11 protein-coding genes are annotated in these 22,333 nt (G+C 36.8%); 10 read left to right on the plus strand and 1 reads right to left on the minus strand.

From position 1 onward, the window contains the following. The first annotated feature begins 4 nt into the window (after window positions 1–4). The 7 genes from ACN0TV_RS02335 (at window position 5) to ACN0TV_RS02365 (ending at window position 20,162) form a co-directional block, all read left to right on the plus strand. On the plus strand, window positions 5–3,379 hold the full coding sequence (locus tag ACN0TV_RS02335; protein ID WP_417359717.1) for a SusC/RagA family TonB-linked outer membrane protein: 3,375 nt from the start codon (window positions 5–7) through the stop codon (window positions 3,377–3,379). A 4-nt stretch (window positions 3,380–3,383) separates the two neighbouring features. Beyond that, window positions 3,384–4,916, plus strand: a complete 1,533-nt coding sequence (locus tag ACN0TV_RS02340) for a SusD/RagB family nutrient-binding outer membrane lipoprotein (protein WP_417359719.1) — start codon at window positions 3,384–3,386, stop codon at window positions 4,914–4,916. Between the two features lie 124 nt (window positions 4,917–5,040). Beyond that, the gene (locus tag ACN0TV_RS02345; protein ID WP_417359721.1) at window positions 5,041–7,566 is read left to right on the plus strand and encodes a phosphocholine-specific phospholipase C; all 2,526 of its coding nucleotides are present in this window, start codon (window positions 5,041–5,043) and stop codon (window positions 7,564–7,566) included. Between the two features lie 315 nt (window positions 7,567–7,881). Further along, a complete protein-coding gene (locus tag ACN0TV_RS02350; RefSeq protein WP_417359723.1) occupies window positions 7,882–9,195 on the plus strand; it encodes an AAA family ATPase in 1,314 nt (437 codons plus the stop codon). A gap of 800 nt (window positions 9,196–9,995) precedes the next feature. Beyond that, on the plus strand, window positions 9,996–17,231 hold the full coding sequence (locus ACN0TV_RS02355) for a gliding motility-associated C-terminal domain-containing protein (RefSeq protein ID WP_417359725.1): 7,236 nt from the start codon (window positions 9,996–9,998) through the stop codon (window positions 17,229–17,231). Between the two features lie 14 nt (window positions 17,232–17,245). Then, window positions 17,246–18,193, plus strand: a complete 948-nt coding sequence (locus ACN0TV_RS02360) for a type IX secretion system membrane protein PorP/SprF (RefSeq protein WP_417359727.1) — start codon at window positions 17,246–17,248, stop codon at window positions 18,191–18,193. Window positions 18,194–18,227: 34 nt separating this feature from the next. Then, window positions 18,228–20,162, plus strand: a complete 1,935-nt coding sequence (locus tag ACN0TV_RS02365) for an OmpA family protein (RefSeq protein ID WP_417359729.1) — start codon at window positions 18,228–18,230, stop codon at window positions 20,160–20,162. A gap of 145 nt (window positions 20,163–20,307) precedes the next feature. Here ACN0TV_RS02365 and ACN0TV_RS02370 read toward each other — a convergent pair whose 3' ends face one another. Beyond that, window positions 20,308–20,547, minus strand: a complete 240-nt coding sequence (locus tag ACN0TV_RS02370) for a DarT ssDNA thymidine ADP-ribosyltransferase family protein (protein ID WP_417359946.1) — start codon at window positions 20,545–20,547, stop codon at window positions 20,308–20,310. Window positions 20,548–20,738: 191 nt separating this feature from the next. Here ACN0TV_RS02370 and ACN0TV_RS02375 point away from each other — a divergent pair, with 191 nt between their 5' ends. The 3 genes from ACN0TV_RS02375 (at window position 20,739) to ACN0TV_RS02385 (ending at window position 22,025) form a co-directional block, all read left to right on the plus strand. After that, the gene (locus ACN0TV_RS02375; RefSeq protein WP_417359731.1) at window positions 20,739–21,227 is read left to right on the plus strand and encodes a nucleotidyltransferase substrate binding protein; all 489 of its coding nucleotides are present in this window, start codon (window positions 20,739–20,741) and stop codon (window positions 21,225–21,227) included. Continuing rightward, window positions 21,227–21,535 (plus strand): nucleotidyltransferase domain-containing protein, encoded by a 309-nt coding sequence (locus tag ACN0TV_RS02380; protein WP_417359733.1) that lies wholly within the window; start codon window positions 21,227–21,229, stop codon window positions 21,533–21,535. Before ACN0TV_RS02375 ends, ACN0TV_RS02380 begins: the two co-directional genes overlap by 1 nt. A gap of 262 nt (window positions 21,536–21,797) precedes the next feature. Next, window positions 21,798–22,025, plus strand: coding sequence for a hypothetical protein (locus tag ACN0TV_RS02385; protein ID WP_417359734.1), 228 nt, complete (start codon window positions 21,798–21,800; stop codon window positions 22,023–22,025). Window positions 22,026–22,333 lie beyond the last annotated feature (308 nt).

Here is a 22,333-nt window from a genome sequence, read left to right on the forward strand (position 1 = left end):
AATTATGAAGCAACTTAAAACTAACAGGAGGTATCTATGTAAAAGGTATACACTATGCTTTTTATTCACTTGTTTTTTCTCCATGGGAATTATGGCATTTACGCCAAAAAATCAAAACAATATTGATCTAGCTCAATATAAAATAACCCTAAAAAAAGAGGTTTATAATCTTGGTGATATTTTTAAAATTGTTGAAGATAACGTGGCAGTTAATTTTTTTTACGATAAAGTATTGGTGAATGAACAACAAACGGTTCATGTGAATACTAAAAACGTGACAATCAAAAAGTTGCTCGCGGAGGTGTCTAATCAATTAGGTTTAAGTTTTAAACAAATAAATAATGTAATTAATGTAGGACTTAAAGAAAGCACTAAACAAGATCCAATTTTAATAAAGGGTAAAATTACCTCATCAGCAGATGGCTTAGGGCTACCTGGTGTAACCATACAGCTTAAGGGTGGGGATATGGGAGTAACATCAGATTTTGATGGTAATTATGAAATATCAGTAAATAGTTCCGATGACATTCTCGTATTTAGTTATTTAGGGTTTAGAACTGTCGAAGAACAAGTCAATATTAGAAGGCAAATAAATGTTGCTTTAGAAGAGGATACACAACAACTTGATGAAGTTGTAGTAACTGCACTGGGTATTAAACGGGAAGAAAAGTCGCTGGGATATTCAGTTCAAAAAATAGGAGGTGATCAAGTACAGACAGTAAAGGGTGTCGATGTAGCTACTTCTTTAACTGGAAAGGTAGCAGGTTTGTGGATTCAAAATAGTACAGAATTTAACGAATCTCCAGATATAAGATTACGTGGAGGAAGTTCCAATCCATTATTGGTGATAGATGGTGTTCCCTATGGAAATATGGAGTTATCTGATGTTGCATCAGACGATATTAAAGAAATAAGTGTACTAAAAGGTGCTACAGCTTCAGCATTATACGGAGCTAGAGGTAGTGGAGGTTCCGTTATTATTACGACTAAGAATGGCGGTAACGGACTCAGTGTCAACAGTAATAATATGTTCTTTGCCGGGTATTTGGCATTGCCGAAGGTGCAGTCTTCGTACAGTGCAGGTTTAGGAGGTACATACAGCGCAACGGATTATGTATGGGGTCAGAAATTGGACATGGGGATAATGGCAGAACAGTGGAATCCAGAAACTAAGCAATATGAAAATATGCCACTTACATCTCGGGGGAAAGATAATTTCAATAATTTCTTACAACCTGGTTTTATCGTGAACAATAATATAAGTTTTGCACGGACAGGAGATATGGGTTCATTCAGGACTTCATTTACACATGTTTTAAATAAAGGTCAATATCCAAATTTAAAACTAAATAGATTCAATTTTAATGTTTCTGGAACACTCCAGCTTAGTGATAACTTTGATATAAAAGCTAATCTTGGTTATAATAGAAGTATGACACCACAAACAACTGGTGCAGGATATGGGTCCCAGGGCTATATGTACCAAATATTAATGTGGACAGGATCTGAGTATGATTTATCGAAATACAGGGATTATTGGGTAGTACCCAACGAACAACAAAACTGGCATTATAGTGCATGGTATGATAACCCATATTTAATTGCTTATGAAAAACTTAAAAGTGATGAGCAGAATATTACTAATGTGAATATTACAGCCGATTACAAGCTTTTTAAGGGAGCCAAACTGACAGGTAGAATTGGTTACGATTTTTATTCTAATGAATCTAATACTCAAAACCCCTCAGGTATTAATTCAACTAGGGGATGGTATGTAAACGGTTTATATAAGCAGGAACAATATAGAGGATACAGCTTAAATTCAGATATGTTATTTAACTACAACAAACAAAATTTGATTAAAAATCTTGATATCGACCTAACTACCGGTGTTTCAATATATAAGTATGAAGATCAGTATAATATGGCCTCTACTCGTAATGGGCTTGTGGTCCCCGGTATTTATTCTTTAAATAATTCAGTAGAGCGCCCCGATGTAGCGACTTCGACTTATAGAAAGGAGGTTAATAGCTTTTTAGGACTAGCATCATTTGCCTATGCAGACACCTTCTTTGTTGATCTAACGGGAAGAAATGACTGGAGTTCAACACTACCATCTTCATCTAGATCATATTTTTATCCATCAGTAGCTGGAAGTTTACTGCTAACAGAATTGGGAGTAAAACCATCGTGGTTGGATTTATGGAAAATAAGAGGTTCTTGGACTGTATCTAAAAAAGATTTGGGAGTTTATGATACTAATGTGAATTATTCTGTGAATTTAGGTGTTTGGGATGGTTATAACACCGCTGCATATCCATCTACGATAAAAACTTCCGTTGTAGAACCAGAAACTAGTAGAACGTGGGAATTTGGTACCGCTGCGTATATGTTTAAAAATAGGATTATGTTGGATATGGCATATTATAATATCTATACCTATAATCGTCAAGTATCTACTTCTATACCGGCTTCATCCGGTTTTAGCCAAACATTAATTAATATAGATGAAACGATAGAACGAAGAGGTTTGGAGTTAACATTAAATGCGAGCGTTATTAAGTCCGAAAATTTTAATTGGGATGTGTCGCTTAACTGGTCAAAAACACATGCTTATTATAAAGACTTAGACCCGGTTTATTCATCGGATAATTTATGGGTAAAAGAAGGAGGCAGAATAGATAATTATACAATTCGAGATTGGGAAAGGGATCCGAGTGGGAATGTAGTCTATACAGAAGGAGGCTTACCAATGAGAAGCAATTACACTAGGTTTTTGGATTATAGTGATCCTGATTTCTTATGGGGATTTACAAATACATTTAATTATAAAGACTTTAGCTTATATATAAGTTTTGATGGCCGTGTTGGAGGAACATTATATAATTATACTTCATATAAAATGTGGGATACCGGTTCTCATCCTGATAGCGATAACCAATGGAGATACGATGAGGTTGTTAACGGTAATGAATCTTTTGTTGGAAATGGAGTGAAAGTGGTTTCAGGAAATGTAAGTTATGATCAATATGGACAAATAATTGAAGACACCAGAGAGTTTGCAACCAATGATACTCCGGTATCCTATGAAACTTATGCAAGGAGATATGGAGATGGGAGCCTGGGTGCTAAAGACGCAACCTTTGCCAAATTGAGAGAGTTATCCTTTGGATATACACTCCCGAGAGATGTAAGTGAAAAAATAGGCGTAGCTAATGCAACCATTGCTTTAACTGCACAAAACGTTTTTCTCGTTACAAAGGAATTTGAGTTTGCCGATCCAGATTGGAACTCAGATAGTGATCTTTCGTCACCTTCACAACGTTTTATCGGACTGAATATAAAGTTACAAACATTAGCTAAAGAATCTAAAAAATAATATTATGAATACGATATATAAAATTGTGTTTGCAAGCATGGTGGTACTTTTTAGTGCATGTGCAGATATGGACAAGATCAATACAAATCCTGATGGGATTTCATCGGTAACTCCTCAAATGTTAGCTACAAAGCTCATTTTAAATATTACAGATAATGATATCGCAAGTGAAAAAAGTTTTATGCTTCCATTTATGAGAAGTAAATATATTTTATGGAGTGAATATCCTGAGGATGCGCAATACAATCGCTTAAATAGAGCCAGTTTTGGAGATATGACGCGTTTAACAGATGCACAAAAAATGATCGAATTGTCTCAAAATTTAGAAACAGGAGAAGCGAATGGATATAAAGCTTTAGCGCATTTTATCAGAGCTTATTATTTCTTTAATTTAACAATGCAAGTAGGTGATATTCCATATAGTGAAGCGCTTAAGGGAGAAACGGAAGGAGTTACTAAGCCTGCTTACGATACACAAAAAGAAGTATTTATAGGCATTTTAAATGAATTAGATAAAGCAGATAATCTTTTTGCAAATGCAGTACAGTTTGAAGGTGATGTAATTTATGGTGGAGACGTGTCTAAATGGCGGAAAATGATAAATTCATTTCAACTGAAGGTACTTATAAACTTATATAAGAAAACTGGAGACAGTGATATAAACGTGATACAAAGGTTTAAGAGCATTGTAAATAGCCGTCCTATATTTAGTAGTAATGAAGACAATTTTAGTTTAATATATTCAAATCAGCAAAACCAAATGTATCCTTTCTTCCAACAAGGAAACCAATTTGTTATATATCCAATGGTGTCTAGTGTATTAATTGATAAGCTAAAAGAATTAAATGACTATAGATTGTTTTACTATGCGGAACCATCTCCTGTAAAGATTGATGAGGGGTTATCAGAAACTGATTTTGACGCATACATTGGAGTAGAGCCTTCATTAGAATATTCAGAAGTAAGCTCTATTTCTTCATCTAAAGATTATTCCGATATTAATCTACGGTATAAGGATACCCCTGAAGGAGAGCCGGTCTATCTTTTAAGTTATGCCGAGGTAGAATTTATATTGGCGGAGGCCTCCATCAGAGGGTGGATTGACGCAGGGTCAGAAGATCATTATAATAAAGGAATAAAAGCTGCTATGGCATATGTAAGGGATAATACTCCCGTAGATACTTATAATCACAACATGGATATTACTGACGATTACATTCAAACTTATATTCAAAGTGTTGAGGTAGCGTTAAGTACAGAGCCAAATACTCGACTTAAGCAAATTATCACTCAAAAATATTTAAGCACTTTCCTACAATCACCATTGAGTGCTTTTTTTGAAAATCGTAGAACCGGATATCCGTATTTTGAAATTAATCCGGAAAGTAATCAGAATGAACCATCCAATGTATTACCGGTACGGTGGATGTATCCATCTGATGAGGTACAGTATAATTTAGAGCATGTTAATGAAGCAACCAATAGACAGTTTAGTGGAGTGGATGATAATAATGGAATAATGTGGATTTTAAAGTAAAATGAATCAACACAGTTATGTTAAAAAGCGGATTCTTTATTAAGTAACAGCGCAATTATAGTGCTTAGTACAGGTAATAAAGAATTCGCTTTTTATTATATTCAATTGTAAAGTAGCGTCTAAAATGGATACCAGAAGAGATTTTATTAAAAAGGCAACATTGTTTACAGGAGGGATGAGCGTTTTGCCAACATTTCCAAATTCAATAAAAAGAGCATTAGAAATAGATCCTGAAATAGGCTCTGATTTTTATGATGCAGAACACATTGTATTTTTAATGCAAGAAAACCGTTCTTTCGATCATTGCTATGGAACACTAAAAGGGGTAAGAGGATTTAATGATCCTCGTGCTATAAAACTCCCAAATAAAAACCCAGTATGGTTGCAAAGCGATGCTAAAGGAAGAACCTATGCGCCGTTTAGATTGAACATGAAAGAAACCAAAGCTACTTGGATGGGAGGATTGCCTCATTCTTGGACCAATCAAGTAGATGCAAGGAATAATGGAAAATACGATAAGTGGCTACAAGCAAAGCAACCAGGAAGAAAAGAATATAAAGATATTCCTTTTACCTTGGGGTATTACAATAGGCAAGATATACCATTTTACTATGCTTTCGCAGATGCTTTCACAGTATTCGATCAACATTTTTGTTCATCCCTTACAGGAACTACCACCAATAGATTGTTTTTTTGGTCGGGAACGCATAAAGATCAGAAGGGATTTTCTCATGTAAGAAACTCTGAGGTGGGTTGGGATAAAGAAATCGATTGGAAAACTTTTCCTGAAAGATTACAAGATCACAATATACCATGGAAAGTATATCAAAATGAATTAAGTTTTTATAACGGTCTAGAAGGAGAGAACGAGTCGTATTTGGCTAATTTTACCGATAATAATTTGGAATGGTATTCTCAATTTAATGTGCGTTATACAAAAGGATATCAAGATTACTTAAAAAGGAGTCTTATTGAGTTGCCTATTACAATTAAAGAATTAGAAGAAAAAATCAAAAAAACACCCAAGTCAAAAATTCAACCACTCCAGAATGAACTAAGTGAAAAGAAAGCAAAACTAGCACAAGTAAAAACCGATAGTGTACGTTGGAGCCCTGAGAATTTTAAAAAATTATCTAAATACCAAAAGGAATTACATCAAAGAGCCTTTGTAACAAATAAAAATGATCCTAATTACCATAAAACGAGTGTGGTTGATTGTGAGATAGATGGAAAATTAGAGAAGTTGAGGATACCAAAAGGAGATATTTTGCATGAATTTAGAAAAGACGTCAATAGTGGCAATTTACCAACTGTTTCATGGTTGGTAGCACCCCAAAAGTTTTCTGATCATCCAAGCGCACCGTGGTTTGGAGCATGGTATGTTTCTGAAGTGTTGGATATTCTCACTAAAGATCCTGAAGTGTGGAAAAAAACCATTTTTGTGTTAACCTATGATGAAAATGATGGTTATTTTGATCATATTCCTCCATTTGTAGCGCCGAATCCAAAAGATGAACAATTAGCCTCAGAAGGAATAGATCTAAAACAAGAATACGTTACCCTTAAAGAAGAATTGGCTAAGGATAAGGTCAATGAGCATAACGCAAGAGAAAGTCCAGTGGGTTTAGGATATCGTGTTCCTATGGTAATAGCATCTCCATGGACTAGAGGGGGTTGGGTAAATTCTGAAGTATGTGATATTACATCGACAATTCAATTGTTGGAAAATTTTATTCAGAAAAAATATGGAAAAAGTATAAGAGAAACCAATATAAGTGAATGGAGAAGATGTATTACCGGAGATTTAACCTCAGCGTTTAGAGCTTTTACTGATGGAGGGTTTAAATTTTCTGATTTTGTAGAACGTAATGAATTTATGGGTAGAGTAGTCCATGCACGAGAGAAGGAATTGCCATCGAATTACAGAGAACTATCTAAAAGTGAAATCGCTATTGCTAGAAAAAATAGTTTAAGTACTTCATTTATACCAAAGCAAGAGCCAGGGATTAAAGATTCATGTGCTTTACCGTATGAATTGTATGTTGATGCTAGAATTTGTAAGGAAAAAACAAGCGTTGAAGTATTCTTTGAGGCATCTAATGATGTTTTTGGAAATAAAGCTAACGGGGCTCCTTTTAATGTGTATTCGTCCAATAATATAGATGAAAGATTAACAACCAACTGGCCAATTACAGTAAGATCCGGAGATAGATTAGTGAATAATTGGAATCTTAAAAATTTTAAACAAGGACATTACTATTTAAATGTTTACGGCCCGAATGGCTTTTATAGAGAACTCAATGGAAGTAAAAATGATCCTGAAATATTGATTAATTTCAATTACGAAAAGAATACAAAACTGATAAAAAGAATTTCAGGGAATATTTTGGTAGAGGTTATTAATAATTCAAATAAAAAACATAAGATTACCATTAAAGATTGTTCTTATGGTCAACCTGTGCAACACCTCATTTTAAAAAGTGGTAAAAAAGAGGAAATTATTTTAGATACCGGTAAGAATTTTTATTGGTATGATTTTGAATTAACGGTTGGTGGAGTTGATGTTTTTAAAAGAAGATACGCCGGAAGAGTAGAGGTTGGAGAGCCTACTAAGACGGATCCAAGTATGGGAAGAGTTTTTGAGGATTAAAATATAAGAGCCTTTTAAAGGGGCTGTAAAATATTTTTTAAATATTGTAAACAAGGAAGGTCGCATAGAGATATGTAAGTTGAAGCTCTAAAACTTAAAGTACATATAAATAACTTTAGAAGATGTATAGAACCACTTATAGAAGATTGTCTAATATATAATATGACTTAGTTCCAACGAGAGCGATTGCGAGATATAGCGGGGAATAGTATTTGGAGGCTAAAAAAATGGTATAAATGAGAAATATTCTCAAAATTAATCATTTAATGATTAAAAATTTGTATTTTTGAGAAAAACTCACATAACCATAAAGATATGTTACTCGAATTTTCAGTAAGCAATTTTCTTTCATTCAAAGCAAAAACAACGTTGAGTCTTGCTGCAACCTCTATAAAGGAACATGTGGATACTAACATATTCTCTACTGAGCGTAGGGATTTATTAAAAGGAGCCGTGATTTATGGAGCCAATGCCAGTGGTAAAAGTAATTTTATCAGAGCTATGTCTACCATGAGACGTTTGGTTTTACATTCTTTCGATCAATCTTCTACAGATGAATTGGATGTTACTCCTTTTTTGTTAAATACGGATACCGAAAAAGCACCCTCTCTCTTCGAGGCTATTTTTATCATTAATAATATTCGGTATCGGTATGGTTTTGAAGTAGATGATAAAAAGGTGCATGCCGAATGGCTTTTTGAAGCATCAAAAATTGCAGAAAAACCCATGTTCCTTCGCGAATATGACGGGATCGAAGTAACCAAAAGTTTCCCCGAAGGAAAAAACCTTGAAGAACGGACACGGGATAATGCACTGTTTCTTGCTGTATCAGATCAGTTTAATGGGAGGATTGCCAAAAAAATCATGAAATGGTTTAATAACTTCATTACCATTTCTGGGCTTGCCCATGAGGGATTTAAAGCCGTCACCTTTGGTATGCTGGAAGACAAACAAAGCAGTCCTACGCTGCTGAACTTTTATAAAAGACTGGACTTGGGTTTTGACGATATAGCAATTAATAAAAAACCATTCGACCCCAAAGGACTTCCCAAGGATATGTCAGAAAATCTTGTGAGACAATTGGTAACTGATCTGGAAGGTACCGTTAAGATTGATATTAAAACGATACATAAAAAGTATAATGACCAAGGAAAAGCAATTGGGCAAGTAGAATTTGATATGCGAAGTCAGGAATCTTCGGGAACCAATAAAATTTTTAATATTTCAGGACCCGTGTTTGATGTTTTAAATCAGGGTGGTGTATTAGTGGTAGATGAATTGGATGCTAGCCTACATCCACTATTGACGCTAGCTGTCACCAAGCTTTTTAACTCTAAACAATTTAATTCTAATAACGCACAGCTCATTTTTGCTACACACGACACCAATTTATTGTACTACGGCAACTATCGTAGAGATCAAATCTATTTTGTTGAAAAGGATCGGTACGGTGCTTCAGACATGTACTCTTTGGTAGAGTATAAGGAAGAGGGAAAAACGGTTCGTAAGGATCGCTCATTTGAGAAAGATTATATAGAAGGACGTTACGGAGCTATTCCGTTTATTGGTAATCTGTCAAATATGGTAATGGAACGGCAAGAAAAACAAAGATCCTTAATGAGCGATTAAAGCGATTTGCAAGAGAAGAGAAAAGCGTAAAAAGAACATTCGAAACAAGCGAAAAATAAAGAAAGAATCAGGGAACTCATGACGTACCGGACTAGGGCTGCCTATAACTAAAGGTTACAATCCCGTAACTTTGATGAACTTATGAAATTAAAATCACTGCAATCCTAAATTTAAATGATAAATATGTAATAACCACCGACATATTGTTAGACGGCTCCCTTTCAAATGACTTCAATTTTCAAATCAATAGTATAATTTTAAAAAAATTGAATTTTTAAAATGAGGATTTCCTCAGTCTTTATGGTGACTCAAAGTAGGTTACGAAAAATTTGTATGAAAATATTTACAGAAATTGGTTCAGTCCTACAAAATTTCAGTATGTTTACCATAACAAATGTAAATCCAAACTACCTAGCCTATGAAACGTATTAATACTATTCCCAGTAAAAAAAATGCTGTATTCAATCTCCATTTTTTTCTTAACAAGCATTTAGCTTGATATTTCAAATAATTTAATTCACTAAGTCCTTACAATCCTTGAACATTGGTATGAATACCCTTGTCGGATTTCAAAATTAAAGACTGGTGTTTATAGTTTCTAGTAAGTTTTTTAATTCATCACTCTTCCTAATGAAACTGTGATAAAATTAAGTATCAAGCTATTCCCCCTTTAACGAGGCCATTCATTGTTGATCAGATTTTACCCTCAAAAATTGATCATTAGTGTATAAGTCAGTGCATATAGTGTCTTGACCGAAAATTATATCAAAGTTTCATGGGATTATTTTAAACAAAATCACATGAAAAAAGGTCTACTGTTTTATTTTCTTTTATTATTTATAGTTCAGCTTCATGCTGCTGACTATTATTGGGTGGGTGGCTCCGGGAACTGGAGCGATATTAATCACTGGGCTACTGCCTCCGGTGGAAGCATCAAACACTCCATAGTCCCGGGATCAGGCGATAATGTCATTTTCGACGCCAACAGCGGACTAACAAATTCAGACATTGTGGACTTCCCTACCGGAAATGCATATTGTCAAAATATGTCATGGGTAGGGGTGACTACTGCCCCAATGTTTCGAAACCGTAACAATGTAAAACTTTACATTTCAGGAGATGTAGAGCTTTCTTCTACTGTACGGTATGCAATGCACACTATTGAGTTTACCGGAGGTGGAAATGCCACCTACGCAACAAACGGTGCTGCTCGGGTGAATGTGGCTGGCTGGTATAATCCATTTATAGTCAATAAACCTGGAGGCTCATTAATTTTATTAGATGGTATCACTGAAAGCTTGGCTGTTAGTACTATTTTATTGGCCAATGGACATCTGAATCTCTCCAATAACAACCATCACATAGGAAATTTTAGTAGCGGCAACTCAAATATTAGAGGTGTAGATATTACTAATACGCAACTTACTTTAAATGGAACTTGGGATTTTAGAGGTACAAATTCGACGCTGTTAAGTGATGGATCCTATATTAGTGCGTTGCAATTTCATTCCGATGGACATACCTACCCAAAGGTTGACATCAATATAGAAAATAGTAGTGCAATGATTATTAACAACACTACATTTGATGAGTTAACTTTTACCAGTACCACAGGAGGACCTGGAAGTTTGAGAATAGGTGGTAATAACACTATAGGAAGGCTCGAATTTAAAAGCAATGGACTTTTAAGGGCAGGCGGAAATACCATTGATGAATTAATAGTTGCCCCTGGGTTTGATTTGATGGTTTTCGAAACCAATACCATTACCACATTACTTCAACTCAACACACCGGATTGTAGCGGTTTGGGATCTATAACTGGTAACAGTAATGGGACTTTAAACTTTCTAGCTGGTGCTACTTTAGATTTGCAGAATGTCTACATTCAAGAAATGACTGCCACAGGTGGAGTTGCCTTGCCAATTAGTGTCACGGGAGCAGATGGAGGTGGAAATACAGGCTGGTCTTTCCAACCGCCGGCTACCGGTACCACCCTATATTGGGTCGGAGGCTCAGGAGATTGGAACGACAGGAATAACTGGAGTGTAACTTCTGGTGGCCCCGGTGGTGATTGTGTGCCCTTCTTAGCTGATGATGTGGTGTTTGACCAGAACAGTGGTTTTAGCCCGGGAAACAATACTGTTACTACCAGTAGCAATATTTGGTGTCATAACATGACTTGGACTAATGTGACCGATGCTCCCATATTTAATGCGAATTCAAGTTACAAAATGGAAGTTTGGGGCGATTTGGTAATGGACAATACCGTTACCATGAATGCGAAATTACAATTTAGTGGTCAAGAAATGGCTACTATGCAAACCAACGGTAGTGGCTTAGGTGCGTTTATAATACGTATCGAAAAATCTGTTGGTACAGGCGGGGTTACCTTATTGGATGATCTCATAAACCCCCAAACAAGAATTGAGCATTCGACCGGTCAGTGGCTGATGCCGGGAAGAACAATGAACATTCACACTTATGAAAGTGGTGGAGGTGATAGGACAATTGACATGACCAATGCAACCATTACTGTGGAAAATTGGCACTTAGGTGGTACAGGAAGAACCTGGGTAGGCGATGCAGCAGGTTCTTTTGTAACTTCTAACCTAAGGTTTGTCTCTCGTGGATTATACTACCCTAAAGTCCATGTTACTACAGATCTCAACTTTACAGATATCGCCAATACTGAATTTGGAGAACTTGTTTTCACCAATCCCAGTCCTACATCTGCGGTGGACTTAGATAGTGGAAACACTTTTGAAACCCTTGAATTTAAAGGGGCGGGCACAATAGGTAACAACAACACCATAAATAATTTAATATTAGCTCCATCAATGGAGTACTTTTTCACCGGAACAAACCGAATTGTAAATAGCCTTGAATTTGTCAGCCCTTCTTGCGATGGATTGGGTGAAATGAAAGGATTCAATGGCCTTACAGCCACGTTAAACTTCGGTACTTCCTCTACAGTAAATATGGATAATGTATACCTACAAGACATGAGCGCTACAGGTTCTGGAGTTCCAATTACTGTTAATGGAGCCGATGCCGGTGGGAATAGTGGATTTACAATAACCTCATCCTCCACCGGAGCCCGTTATTGGGTTGGTGGCAGTGGTGATTGGAACGACTCCAATAATTGGTCCATGACTTCAGGTGGTACAGGTGGAGCTTGTGTACCTACAGTAGACAACGATGTATTCTTTGATGCATATAGTTTTACCGCGACTGGAGATACAGTATCTGTAGCTAGCGGAAACGCCTATTGTCGAAATATGGATTGGACAGGAGCGACAAACAATCCCATATTTTCCAAAGATGCTTTGTTAAATATGGAGATTTGGGGTGATTTAGTAATGAATCCTGAGGTCACTATGAACTCCGATGAAAAATTACTATTCGTAGGTACAACCAATACTACTATCACTACAAACGGCAGTGCTTTAGGGAATTTCGATTTCACTATTAAAAAGGCTTCTCAAAGTGCTACTATAACTGTTTTAGACGATATGGTAAACCCTCTTACGAGAATTGAGCTTGTTAGGGGTGGTTTAAACCTAAGTGATATAAATGTGAATATAGATGCAATTTCAGACGTCTCCACCCCATTCCCTACAAGAATTGATATTAGTAATGCAGAACTTAATGTGAATTGGGCTTATACAGGAGATCAAAAATCATTAACAGCAACAGGCTCTAAAATTACTGCTCCATTTTTTAACGCCAACGGTGGGGTGTATAATAATGTGGATATTCAGGCCGTTTTGGCAAGCAGAATTTCAGTTGTGAATTCTACTTTTTCTCAATTGGTATATAGCAATCCATCTACTTCGTCAAATGCATATATTTCAGGAGGAAACACCATTGATCAACTCGAATTTAAAGGTGCGGGAAACATTAACGGCTCAGGCAATACAATAGGTACCTTAATTTTTTCTCCGGGAAAAAGGTATACCCTCTTATCGGGAAGTACCAACACCGTAACAGGAGATTGGTTTGGCAGTGGAACTCCTTGTAATCTTACTGAGATTACAAGTAGTAGCACAGCGAATGCAACAATTACGAATTCCACAGGATCGGTAGACTTTGATTATATACGATTAAAGGGAATCACTGCCGATAGTCCTACACCATTTGTTGCGAACCAGCATAGTATTGATCAAGGAGGTAATATAAACTGGGACATTAGTCCGTATAACGGTTCTGCACCAATTACCGGTTTGGGACCTGACCTTGCGTTAAATAACGCTCAACTTCCTTATACCCTTACCACAGATGGTTTCTTTGGCTCACCTCTTTCTCAATACACTTGGACAAAGGATGGCAGTGTGGTTGGAACAGGCGATGAATTAATCATCAGTGAAGAGGGCGCGTACAGCATAGATGTAACATTTGTAGATGGTTGTTCTATTTCTGATGAAATAGTGATCACCTTCGCCAGCGCAGATTTATCCATTGTGAAAACAATTGATAACGCAACACCTGCAATAAATACAGACGTTGTATTTACATTGGTTGCGAGCAATAACGGGCCTTCAGATGCCCAAGAGGTTACTGTGACTGATCAACTACCCACGGGTTATACCTATGTTAGTAGTACACCACCTACTGGTACAACTTACGATGAAACAACGGGAGTTTGGGCCCTTGGTGATTTGGCCTCTGGCGACGCTGCAACAATGACCATTACCGCAACAGTAAATGCAACGGGCAGCTATTTAAACGCAGCCACCATTAATTCAACTGCTGATGACCCAGATACTGACAACAATACTTCCGAAGTAAATTTAACACCTAGCGCAGCTGCTATAGTCAGTCAGCCAAGTTGTGAAATAGAAACAGGAACCATAGAAATGCAAATTTTAACTGGTGCTACCTATTCCATAGATGATGGAGTAACATTTGAGACCACTAACATATTTCCTGATCTCACACCAGGTGATTATACACTCTTGACAAAAATAGGGACGACAATTTCAGCTCCGGAATATATCACAATCAATGAACCTCCGGTAGTTCCTGATGCACCAGTTAGTGGTGGAGATCAAGTGGCTTGCGCAAGTGTTCCAATTCAGACACTAACCGCAACAGCTGTTGTTCCAACGGGATCTACCATTACTTGGTATGATGCTCCAATTGGAGGGAATGTTGTTGCCAATCCAGAGTTAAATACTATTGGATCAATCATTTATTATGCAGAAGCAGATAACGGAAGCTGTATAAGCAAAACGAGAACATCTGTAGAATTGATTATCAATGCTGCACCGGCACTTACTATCCAGAATCCTGATATAGTATGCCCACCCAATACTATTGACCTAACTGCAGCAGGGATCACAAATGGTAATCCAGATAATCTAGATCTTGCTTATTTCACCGACCAAGCCGCAACAATACCTCTAAGTACACCAACAGCAGTTAGTGTTTCTGGAATCTACTTTATCAAAGGGACGGACACAACCACAGGTTGCAGTATTGTGGTGCCTGTTGAAGTCCAATTTGTGGAAAGACCCGAAGTAGTTGTTACCCATCCGGATTGTGTAAGCGCAACAGGAAGTATTGAGATTATTTCGCCGTTGGGTTCCGGCTTTGAATATTCCATTGATGATGGGACAACCTTTTCAGCACTAACAACTTTTGACAATCTTGGTCCTGGAACATATAATATTTCAGCAAAAAATACAGCTGTCCCCGGCTGCGTAAGTGAAGTAAATACGGTTGTAATTAACGGGACTCCGACAACTGCAACACCTACGGTTTTTCATCCGCAATGCGGAGATACGGAAGGAACTATTGAATTTCCGGTAAATACAAATCTTGAATACGCAATAGGTGCTGAAGCATTTAGTGCTAATTATGTTTTCGACTTGCCTCCAGGTGAATATTCTTTTCGATCACGAGCAGTAGCAGGTGGTTGTACAGCTGAACCGGTTGTCGTTACTATAGACGAAGCTCCTATTATTCCGACTGCACCAACTGCTACTGATCAACAAGTCTGTCAAACCGGTACAATTCAAATTTTGACAGCAACAGCTATCGTTGATGCGGGATTAAATTTAACATGGTACGATGCGGCAACAGGAGGTAATATCGTAAGTTCTCCAACTTTAAGTACACTAGGTAGCATAACATATTATGCGGAATCAGATAATGGTACTTGTTCAAGTTTTACACGAACACAAGTGACTTTAACTATTGTTCCAATTCCAGTCCTAGACCCTGTTGCAGATATTAACTCATGTACTGAAATCACCTTGCCTGCAATAACAGGAAGTAATTTATCCGGAAACGAAGCTTATTACACAGAGGCAAACGGCTCCGGTACAGCGTATCAAGCCGGTGACACCTATAATGTTCTTGGGGAAACAACCTTATATGTTTACGATGCAACGCAGGTTAGTACTCCAGCATTGAGCTGTCCTACTGAAATTAATTTTAATATCAACATAAGAGAAACAACAGCCGGAACAATAGCGATGGACCAGTCCATTTGTATGAACACAGTTCCTAGTGCAATAGCCTCTGATATCGACGGTACAGGAAGCGGTACTCTCAGCTACATATGGGAGCAATCCACTAGCAGCGCCATAAGTGGTTTTACCACTATAAATGGTGCTACTGAGGCAACTTATGCTCCTGAAGCATTAAGTCAAACCACCTATTATAGGAGAACTACGATATCCAATCTTAACGGTGTTATTTGCCAATCTTTACCAACTACTGTTGTAACCATCACCATTGAAGACACTACACCACCTGTATTTGTTGAAACTTTGCCAACGGATATCACTGTGAGTTGTGATGCAATACCATCGGTAGAGGTCCTAACAGCCACTGATGATTTTGGTAATGCTGTGGTTACCTTTACTGAATCAGTCACAGCAGGATCTTGCGTGGGTAATCACATCCTAACTAGAGAATGGATTGCCACGGATGATTGTGGATTAACAACTTCACATTCTCAGATAATCACAGTAGAAGATACAACGGCGCCAGAGTTTATTGAAGCATTGCCGGCGGACATCACAGTTGGCTGTGGCACAGTGCCGGCGGCAGAAGTATTAACTGCTTCTGATAGCTGTGGAGGTGCTACAGTTACATTTACCGAGACCTCCACTGCAGTAGATTCTAACGGGGGGTACATTATAACAAGAGAATGGGTTGCCACGGACGATTGTGGGCTAACAAGTCAGCATACCCAAACAATCACTATTGAAGACACCACACCACCTGTATTTGTTGAAGCCCTTCCAGCAGACATAACTTTAGAGTGTAACGGTGATATTCCACATGCAGAAACCATATCCGCTACAGACGATTGTAGTGTAGCAACAGTAGAATTTAATGAAGTTACAACTCAAGGTAGTTGCCCGGGATCCTATACCATAGAAAGAATATGGACAGCGACAGACACCGGAGGAAATCAAACGGTTCATAGCCAATTGATCGCTATGGAAGACAACACAGCGCCAATTTTTAGTGGAGATTTACCGAGCGAAGTTTATGCGTCATGTGGAACCATTCCGGAAATACCTAATGTGGTTGCCACAGATGATTGTTCTGAAGATGTGACTATTGTATTTAATGAATACGAAGAACAATCAAATCAATGTGGTAACCAGTACAATTTAGTAAGAGAATGGGTAGCAACTGATTCCTGTGGAAATAGTTCCAAACATGTTCAAGTCATATACATCACCTGCGAGATTAAAGAAGAGGACATTCACAATGCAGTTAATGTTGGTGATAACAATTATGATAATTATTTCAAAATAGACAAGATCGATTGCTTTGAGGATAACATCGTTAGAATCTTTAACCGATGGGGTGCGGAAGTGTATTCTGTAAAAGGTTATAACAATGATGATAAAGCATTCAGAGGCTACTCAAATGCAAGATCTACTATTAGTGAAGGACAGGGATTACCTACCGGTGACTACTTCTATGTTATTGAATATAGGTATAGTCCAGATGGCGTCAATTATGAGCTATTAAAACAATCAGGTTTCCTATACATAAATAACAACAACTAAAAAAAAGGTCAAAAATGATAAATTTTATAAACGCAACAACAATTAGAAGATCCTTATACATAGTTGTTCTGATGCTAGCTCAAATGACTTTTGGTCAACAAGATTCACAATACACCCAGTATATGTACAATACCCAAACCATCAACCCGGGTTATGCGGGTAGTCGTGGCATGCTAAGTCTAACTGGATTATATCGTAGTCAATGGGTTGGATTTAATGGTGCACCTGAGACATTGAACTTTTCATTCAACACTCCTGTTAGTGAACGTGTAGGCATAGGTCTTTCCTTCTATAGCGATGAAATAGGAATTTCAAAAGAAGACAATATTGCAGCAGATTTTTCCTATACCATACCACTTAACGACAGGGGTACGCACCTGGCATTTGGTTTAAAAGCCGGATTAAATATATTAGATGTTGATTTTAGTAAGCTGAATCCAAATAACCCGAATGATCCAAGCTTTCAAAACTCAAATAGTATAGAAGGTCAAGTATCACCGGTGATTGGTGCAGGTCTTTATCTGCGCCATAGGGACCGTTGGTACTTAGGACTTTCTGCGCCGAATATTCTTAAGACAACTCACTACGATGATGTTACAATTAGTGCGGCAGATGAGCGTATGCACTTATATCTGATTGGTGGTTATGTATTTGATTTGAGCTCTTCTTGGAAATTTAAGCCAGCGTTCATGTTAAAGAGCGTGCAAGGTTCACCTTTAGCAGCAGATGTCTCAGCAAACTTTTGGTTCAACGAAAAGCTTACATTAGGTACTGCTTACCGATTTGATAGTGCAGTAAGCGGTTTATTAGGTTTTCAAGTAACCAACGGCATCATGTTGGGTTATGCCTATGATTATGATCTAACAGATATCGCAGAATATGCTAATGGATCCCACGAGTTCTTTCTTCGTTTTGAAATCGGTGGAAGAAGCAAAGGTGTCATTAATCCACGGTTCTTCTAAGACCCATATAGGAATGAATCAAAAACATAAAAACATGGAAACACATAAAATGATTAAAAACATATTGGCTATAGCCATTGTTGTAATGTGTCTTAGTAGCTCCTCTGAAATCTATGGACAAAGCAACAAGATCAAAAAAGCAAATGAATATTTTTCCAAATATTCTTACATGGAAGCTATTGAAATTTATGAGGCTGTGGCAGAAAAAGGGTTTCAGTCTGAGGAGTTATTCCAACGACTCGGAGATAGTTATTACATGAACGGCAAGTATGAAGAGTCCGTAAAGTGGTATAAAGAACTCTTTGACATAAATTCCGAGCAAGCCAATATTTATAATCTAAGGTATTCGCAAAGTTTAAAAGCCACAGGTCAAAAACAACTTGCGAAGTCCTATTACGATAGCTTTCTTTCTAATATAGATCGAAAAAGTGATGACTTGATATCAGTTGAGCGGTACCTTGAAATGATTGAACAAAACTCAGGACGCTACACGATCAACAAGCTTTCTCTCAATAGTGATGGTATTGATTTTGGCGTGGGCTACAACGGGAATGAATCTATTATTTTTGCCAGCAGCAGAGATCAAGGGGTACTCCGTGATCGTAAAAGTAGCTGGGACAATCAGCCTTATCTAGACCTTTACGAGGCGAAAATCATAGCAGCTGATTCCTTAGATGAACCACAAAAGATAAAAGGCAAGGTCAATAGCAAATACCACGAGTCTACCGTTGCCATCAGTAAAAGTGGAACAACGATGTACTATACCCGTTCCAATAAGAAAAATGATAATAAAAACTCCCCATTAAAGCTTAAGATTTATCGATCCGAGTTGGAAAAGGGTAAATGGACAAAAGGTCAAGATTTAACAATAAACAAGGCTGATTTTAATACGGCTCATCCAGCGCTTAATCCTGAGGAGGATAAGTTATATTTTACATCTGACCGTCCGGGAGGTGAAGGACAAACGGATCTTTATTACGCACCCATAAATGAAGATGGTGGTTTAGGTATTCCTGTTAATCTAGGTAAAAAAGTAAATACCCCGGGAAGGGAATCGTTTCCTTTTGTCAGTCAGGAGAATGCTTTATATTTCTCATCAGACGGACACTTTGGGCTAGGTGGATACGATGTGTTTTACATAAAGATCGATGGCCAAGGCTACAAAGGAAGCTTATTAAATGTAGGCAAACCTATAAATTCATTATACGACGATGTCGCTTATGTAACAAAAGATGGTAAAGGATATATTAGCTCAAATCGATCAGATGATGGTGAATCGTACGACAATATTTATGGGTTTGAAGAAAATTCACCTATAAAGGACGTGTATTCAAGTGTTCTTCATGGGGTGGTAACCGATGGTACTTCAAACAAACCTATAGCTGATGCTACAATTCAAATTTTAGATGTAGACAATAATTTGATACAGGTTATAAAAACAGATTCTGAAGGATTTTATAAAACAAATGTTGCCTACCATATGGATTATATCGTTAAAGCAACTAAGGATGATTATACTGGGGAAGATACTTTTTCGGCGAAAGGAGAAAGTGATAGAACCCATAACTTTATATTAAATTCTTCCAAAGAATCCCTGGAAGCGAACAAGGATTTGGCTAAAATTTTGAACATCATTATTTATTTTGATTTTGATAAATCTAACATCCGTCCAGATGCTGAAGTAGAATTACAAAAAATAGTGGAGACCTTAAAAAGATATCCTAATATAAAGATAGCCATAGGATCACATACGGATAGTAGAGCCAACGACGCATATAATCAGGTGCTTTCTTTTAAACGTGCAAAATCTACTATGGAGTATCTGATAAGCGAAGGTGTTAGCGAACAACGATTAACTGCAAAGGGCTATGGAGAAACACAGTTGTTAAACAACTGCTCTAATGGTGTGTCTTGCACAGAAAAAGAGCATCAGAAAAATAGACGTAGCGAGTTTATTATTGTAGAATAAGTTTTTCGACATAGAAGTCTTAAATTTAATACGCCCTCTAATTCTTAATTACTTTAGAGGGCGTGTTATTTAGATATAAAAGGAAAGTTCTATTATTATAACCTACATTTTCTTTTTATTTTAGTATTTGAAATAAAGTCTTTTACTAAAAACTCTGAATGCTTTTTACTAATTTATTTTCGGCACCATCTGCATTATCTATCCTAAAGTCTCGGGAGTTGATAGAACGCCAATCAATTTCATTGATGTCATCTAAATTAGTAAAATATCTTGTTATCGCTTTAGCTACATTTCCATCTGTAAAACACCATTGAAAATCGGTAGTTGCTAAATCCAATAGCGGAATACATAAAGATACAATTTTACTTTGACGTTGACTTAGAATTCCCCGAAACGAGTTCTATATGTTGTTGTCAATATTTACGTATTTTTGTTGCTTAGATTGGTGTGCTTAATTAAAGACGATGCCTAAGTGATTTTATTATAATTTATATGTGCCAGTTTTCATAATAGCATTATGAATGAAGAAACTATACTCAACAATGCATACAAAATAACCTCACAAAATAAATACCAATGAGTAAACGACATGACATACGTTGGGAACAACGCTTTTCTAATTATGCAAAGGCTTTCAATAAATTTGAAGAAGCTGTAAACTACATTAAACAAAATTATTTAGATGGGCATACCCCAGAAGAAAGCCAACATTTAGGTGATATCTTAAACGATATTTTAAAGCTAGGACTCATACAAAGTTTTGAATACACACACGAGTTAGCGTGGAATGTCATGAAAGACTATGCAGCATATCAAGGTAACGTAGCTATTACAGGTTCTCGTGATGCTATAAGAGAAGCCTTTAGTAATGGGTTAATTTCAAATGGTAAAATTTGGATGGATATGATTATAAGTCGTAACAAAACATCGCATACCTATAATGAAGAAACTGCAGACGAAATCTTTAGGGTAATATTAGAAGATTACCATCCTGCACTTAAAACATTCTTAGAAAAAATGGAAACTTTAAGAAGTGCTAAACAAGGCGATATATTTGAAGAGTAATGTACGGACTAGAGCAAGAAGACATACAAAAAATAAATGCGGTTTTTAATAAACGCAAAGCCATAGAAAAAGCCATACTCTATGGCTCTCGTGCTAAAGGAAATTACAAATCGTATTCTGATATAGACTTAACTTTGATAGGCGATAACCTAACACTAAATGAGCAGTTTACCATAGAAACAGAGTTGGACGACCTATTATTGCCCTATAAAATAGACCTATCAATTTACCATAGAATAGAGAACCAAGATCTTATAGATCATATCGATAGAATCGGAAAAGTGTTTTACGAAAGGGTACAATTTTAAATCAGTTCCTCACGATCTATGGAAAAAGGGTCAGAATCTAAATAAGAAACCAACCCTCGATATTTTAGTTTCACACTTTTTGGGATAGTATTGAGTAAAATGAGAAATATTCTCAAATTATCTATATAATGTTTGTGATATTGTACTTTTGAGAAAACCTCACCTGAATACAAAAGTATGTTACTCGAATTTTCAGTAAACAATTTTCTTTCGTTTAAATACAAAACAACATTGAGTCTTGCTGCGACCTCTATAAAGGAACATGCAGATACCAATATCTTTTCTACTCCGCGTAGGAATTTATTTTGTAGAAAAGGATCAATATGGCGCTTCGGATATATATTCTTTGGTAGAATATAAAGAAGAAGGAAAAACGATTCGTAATGATCGTTCATTCGAGAAGGATTATATAGAAGGGCGTTACGAAGCCTTTCCGTTTATTGGTAACCTATCAAATGTAGTATCACAATGGCAAGAAAAAGGTGCTTAAGTTCATTCCCCAAAAGCAGCTAGTAGTTCCCCAAAAGCTAATAGAGGAAACAATAGTAGAGTAAAAGATATAGATAATGATAATAACGTTTTTGCATGGTTTATAAGGAGTTTCGAAGGTTTTTATATTCTTATTGTAAGTATTCACGCAAATTTCAATTCCCCAAAAACGTAGACAACACCATAACGAAAGAAAAATAGTTTATAAATTATTACCATAAACTACACAGAATACAACGATGCACAACAAGCAGCTTTGACCCTAATTCAAAAAATGGGCTGGCATTATTTGTAGCAAGAGGAAGCTTT

Origin of the sequence: Galbibacter sp., from assembly GCF_048266365.1 — a bacterium.
Classification (GTDB): Bacteria; Bacteroidota; Bacteroidia; order Flavobacteriales; family Flavobacteriaceae; genus Galbibacter.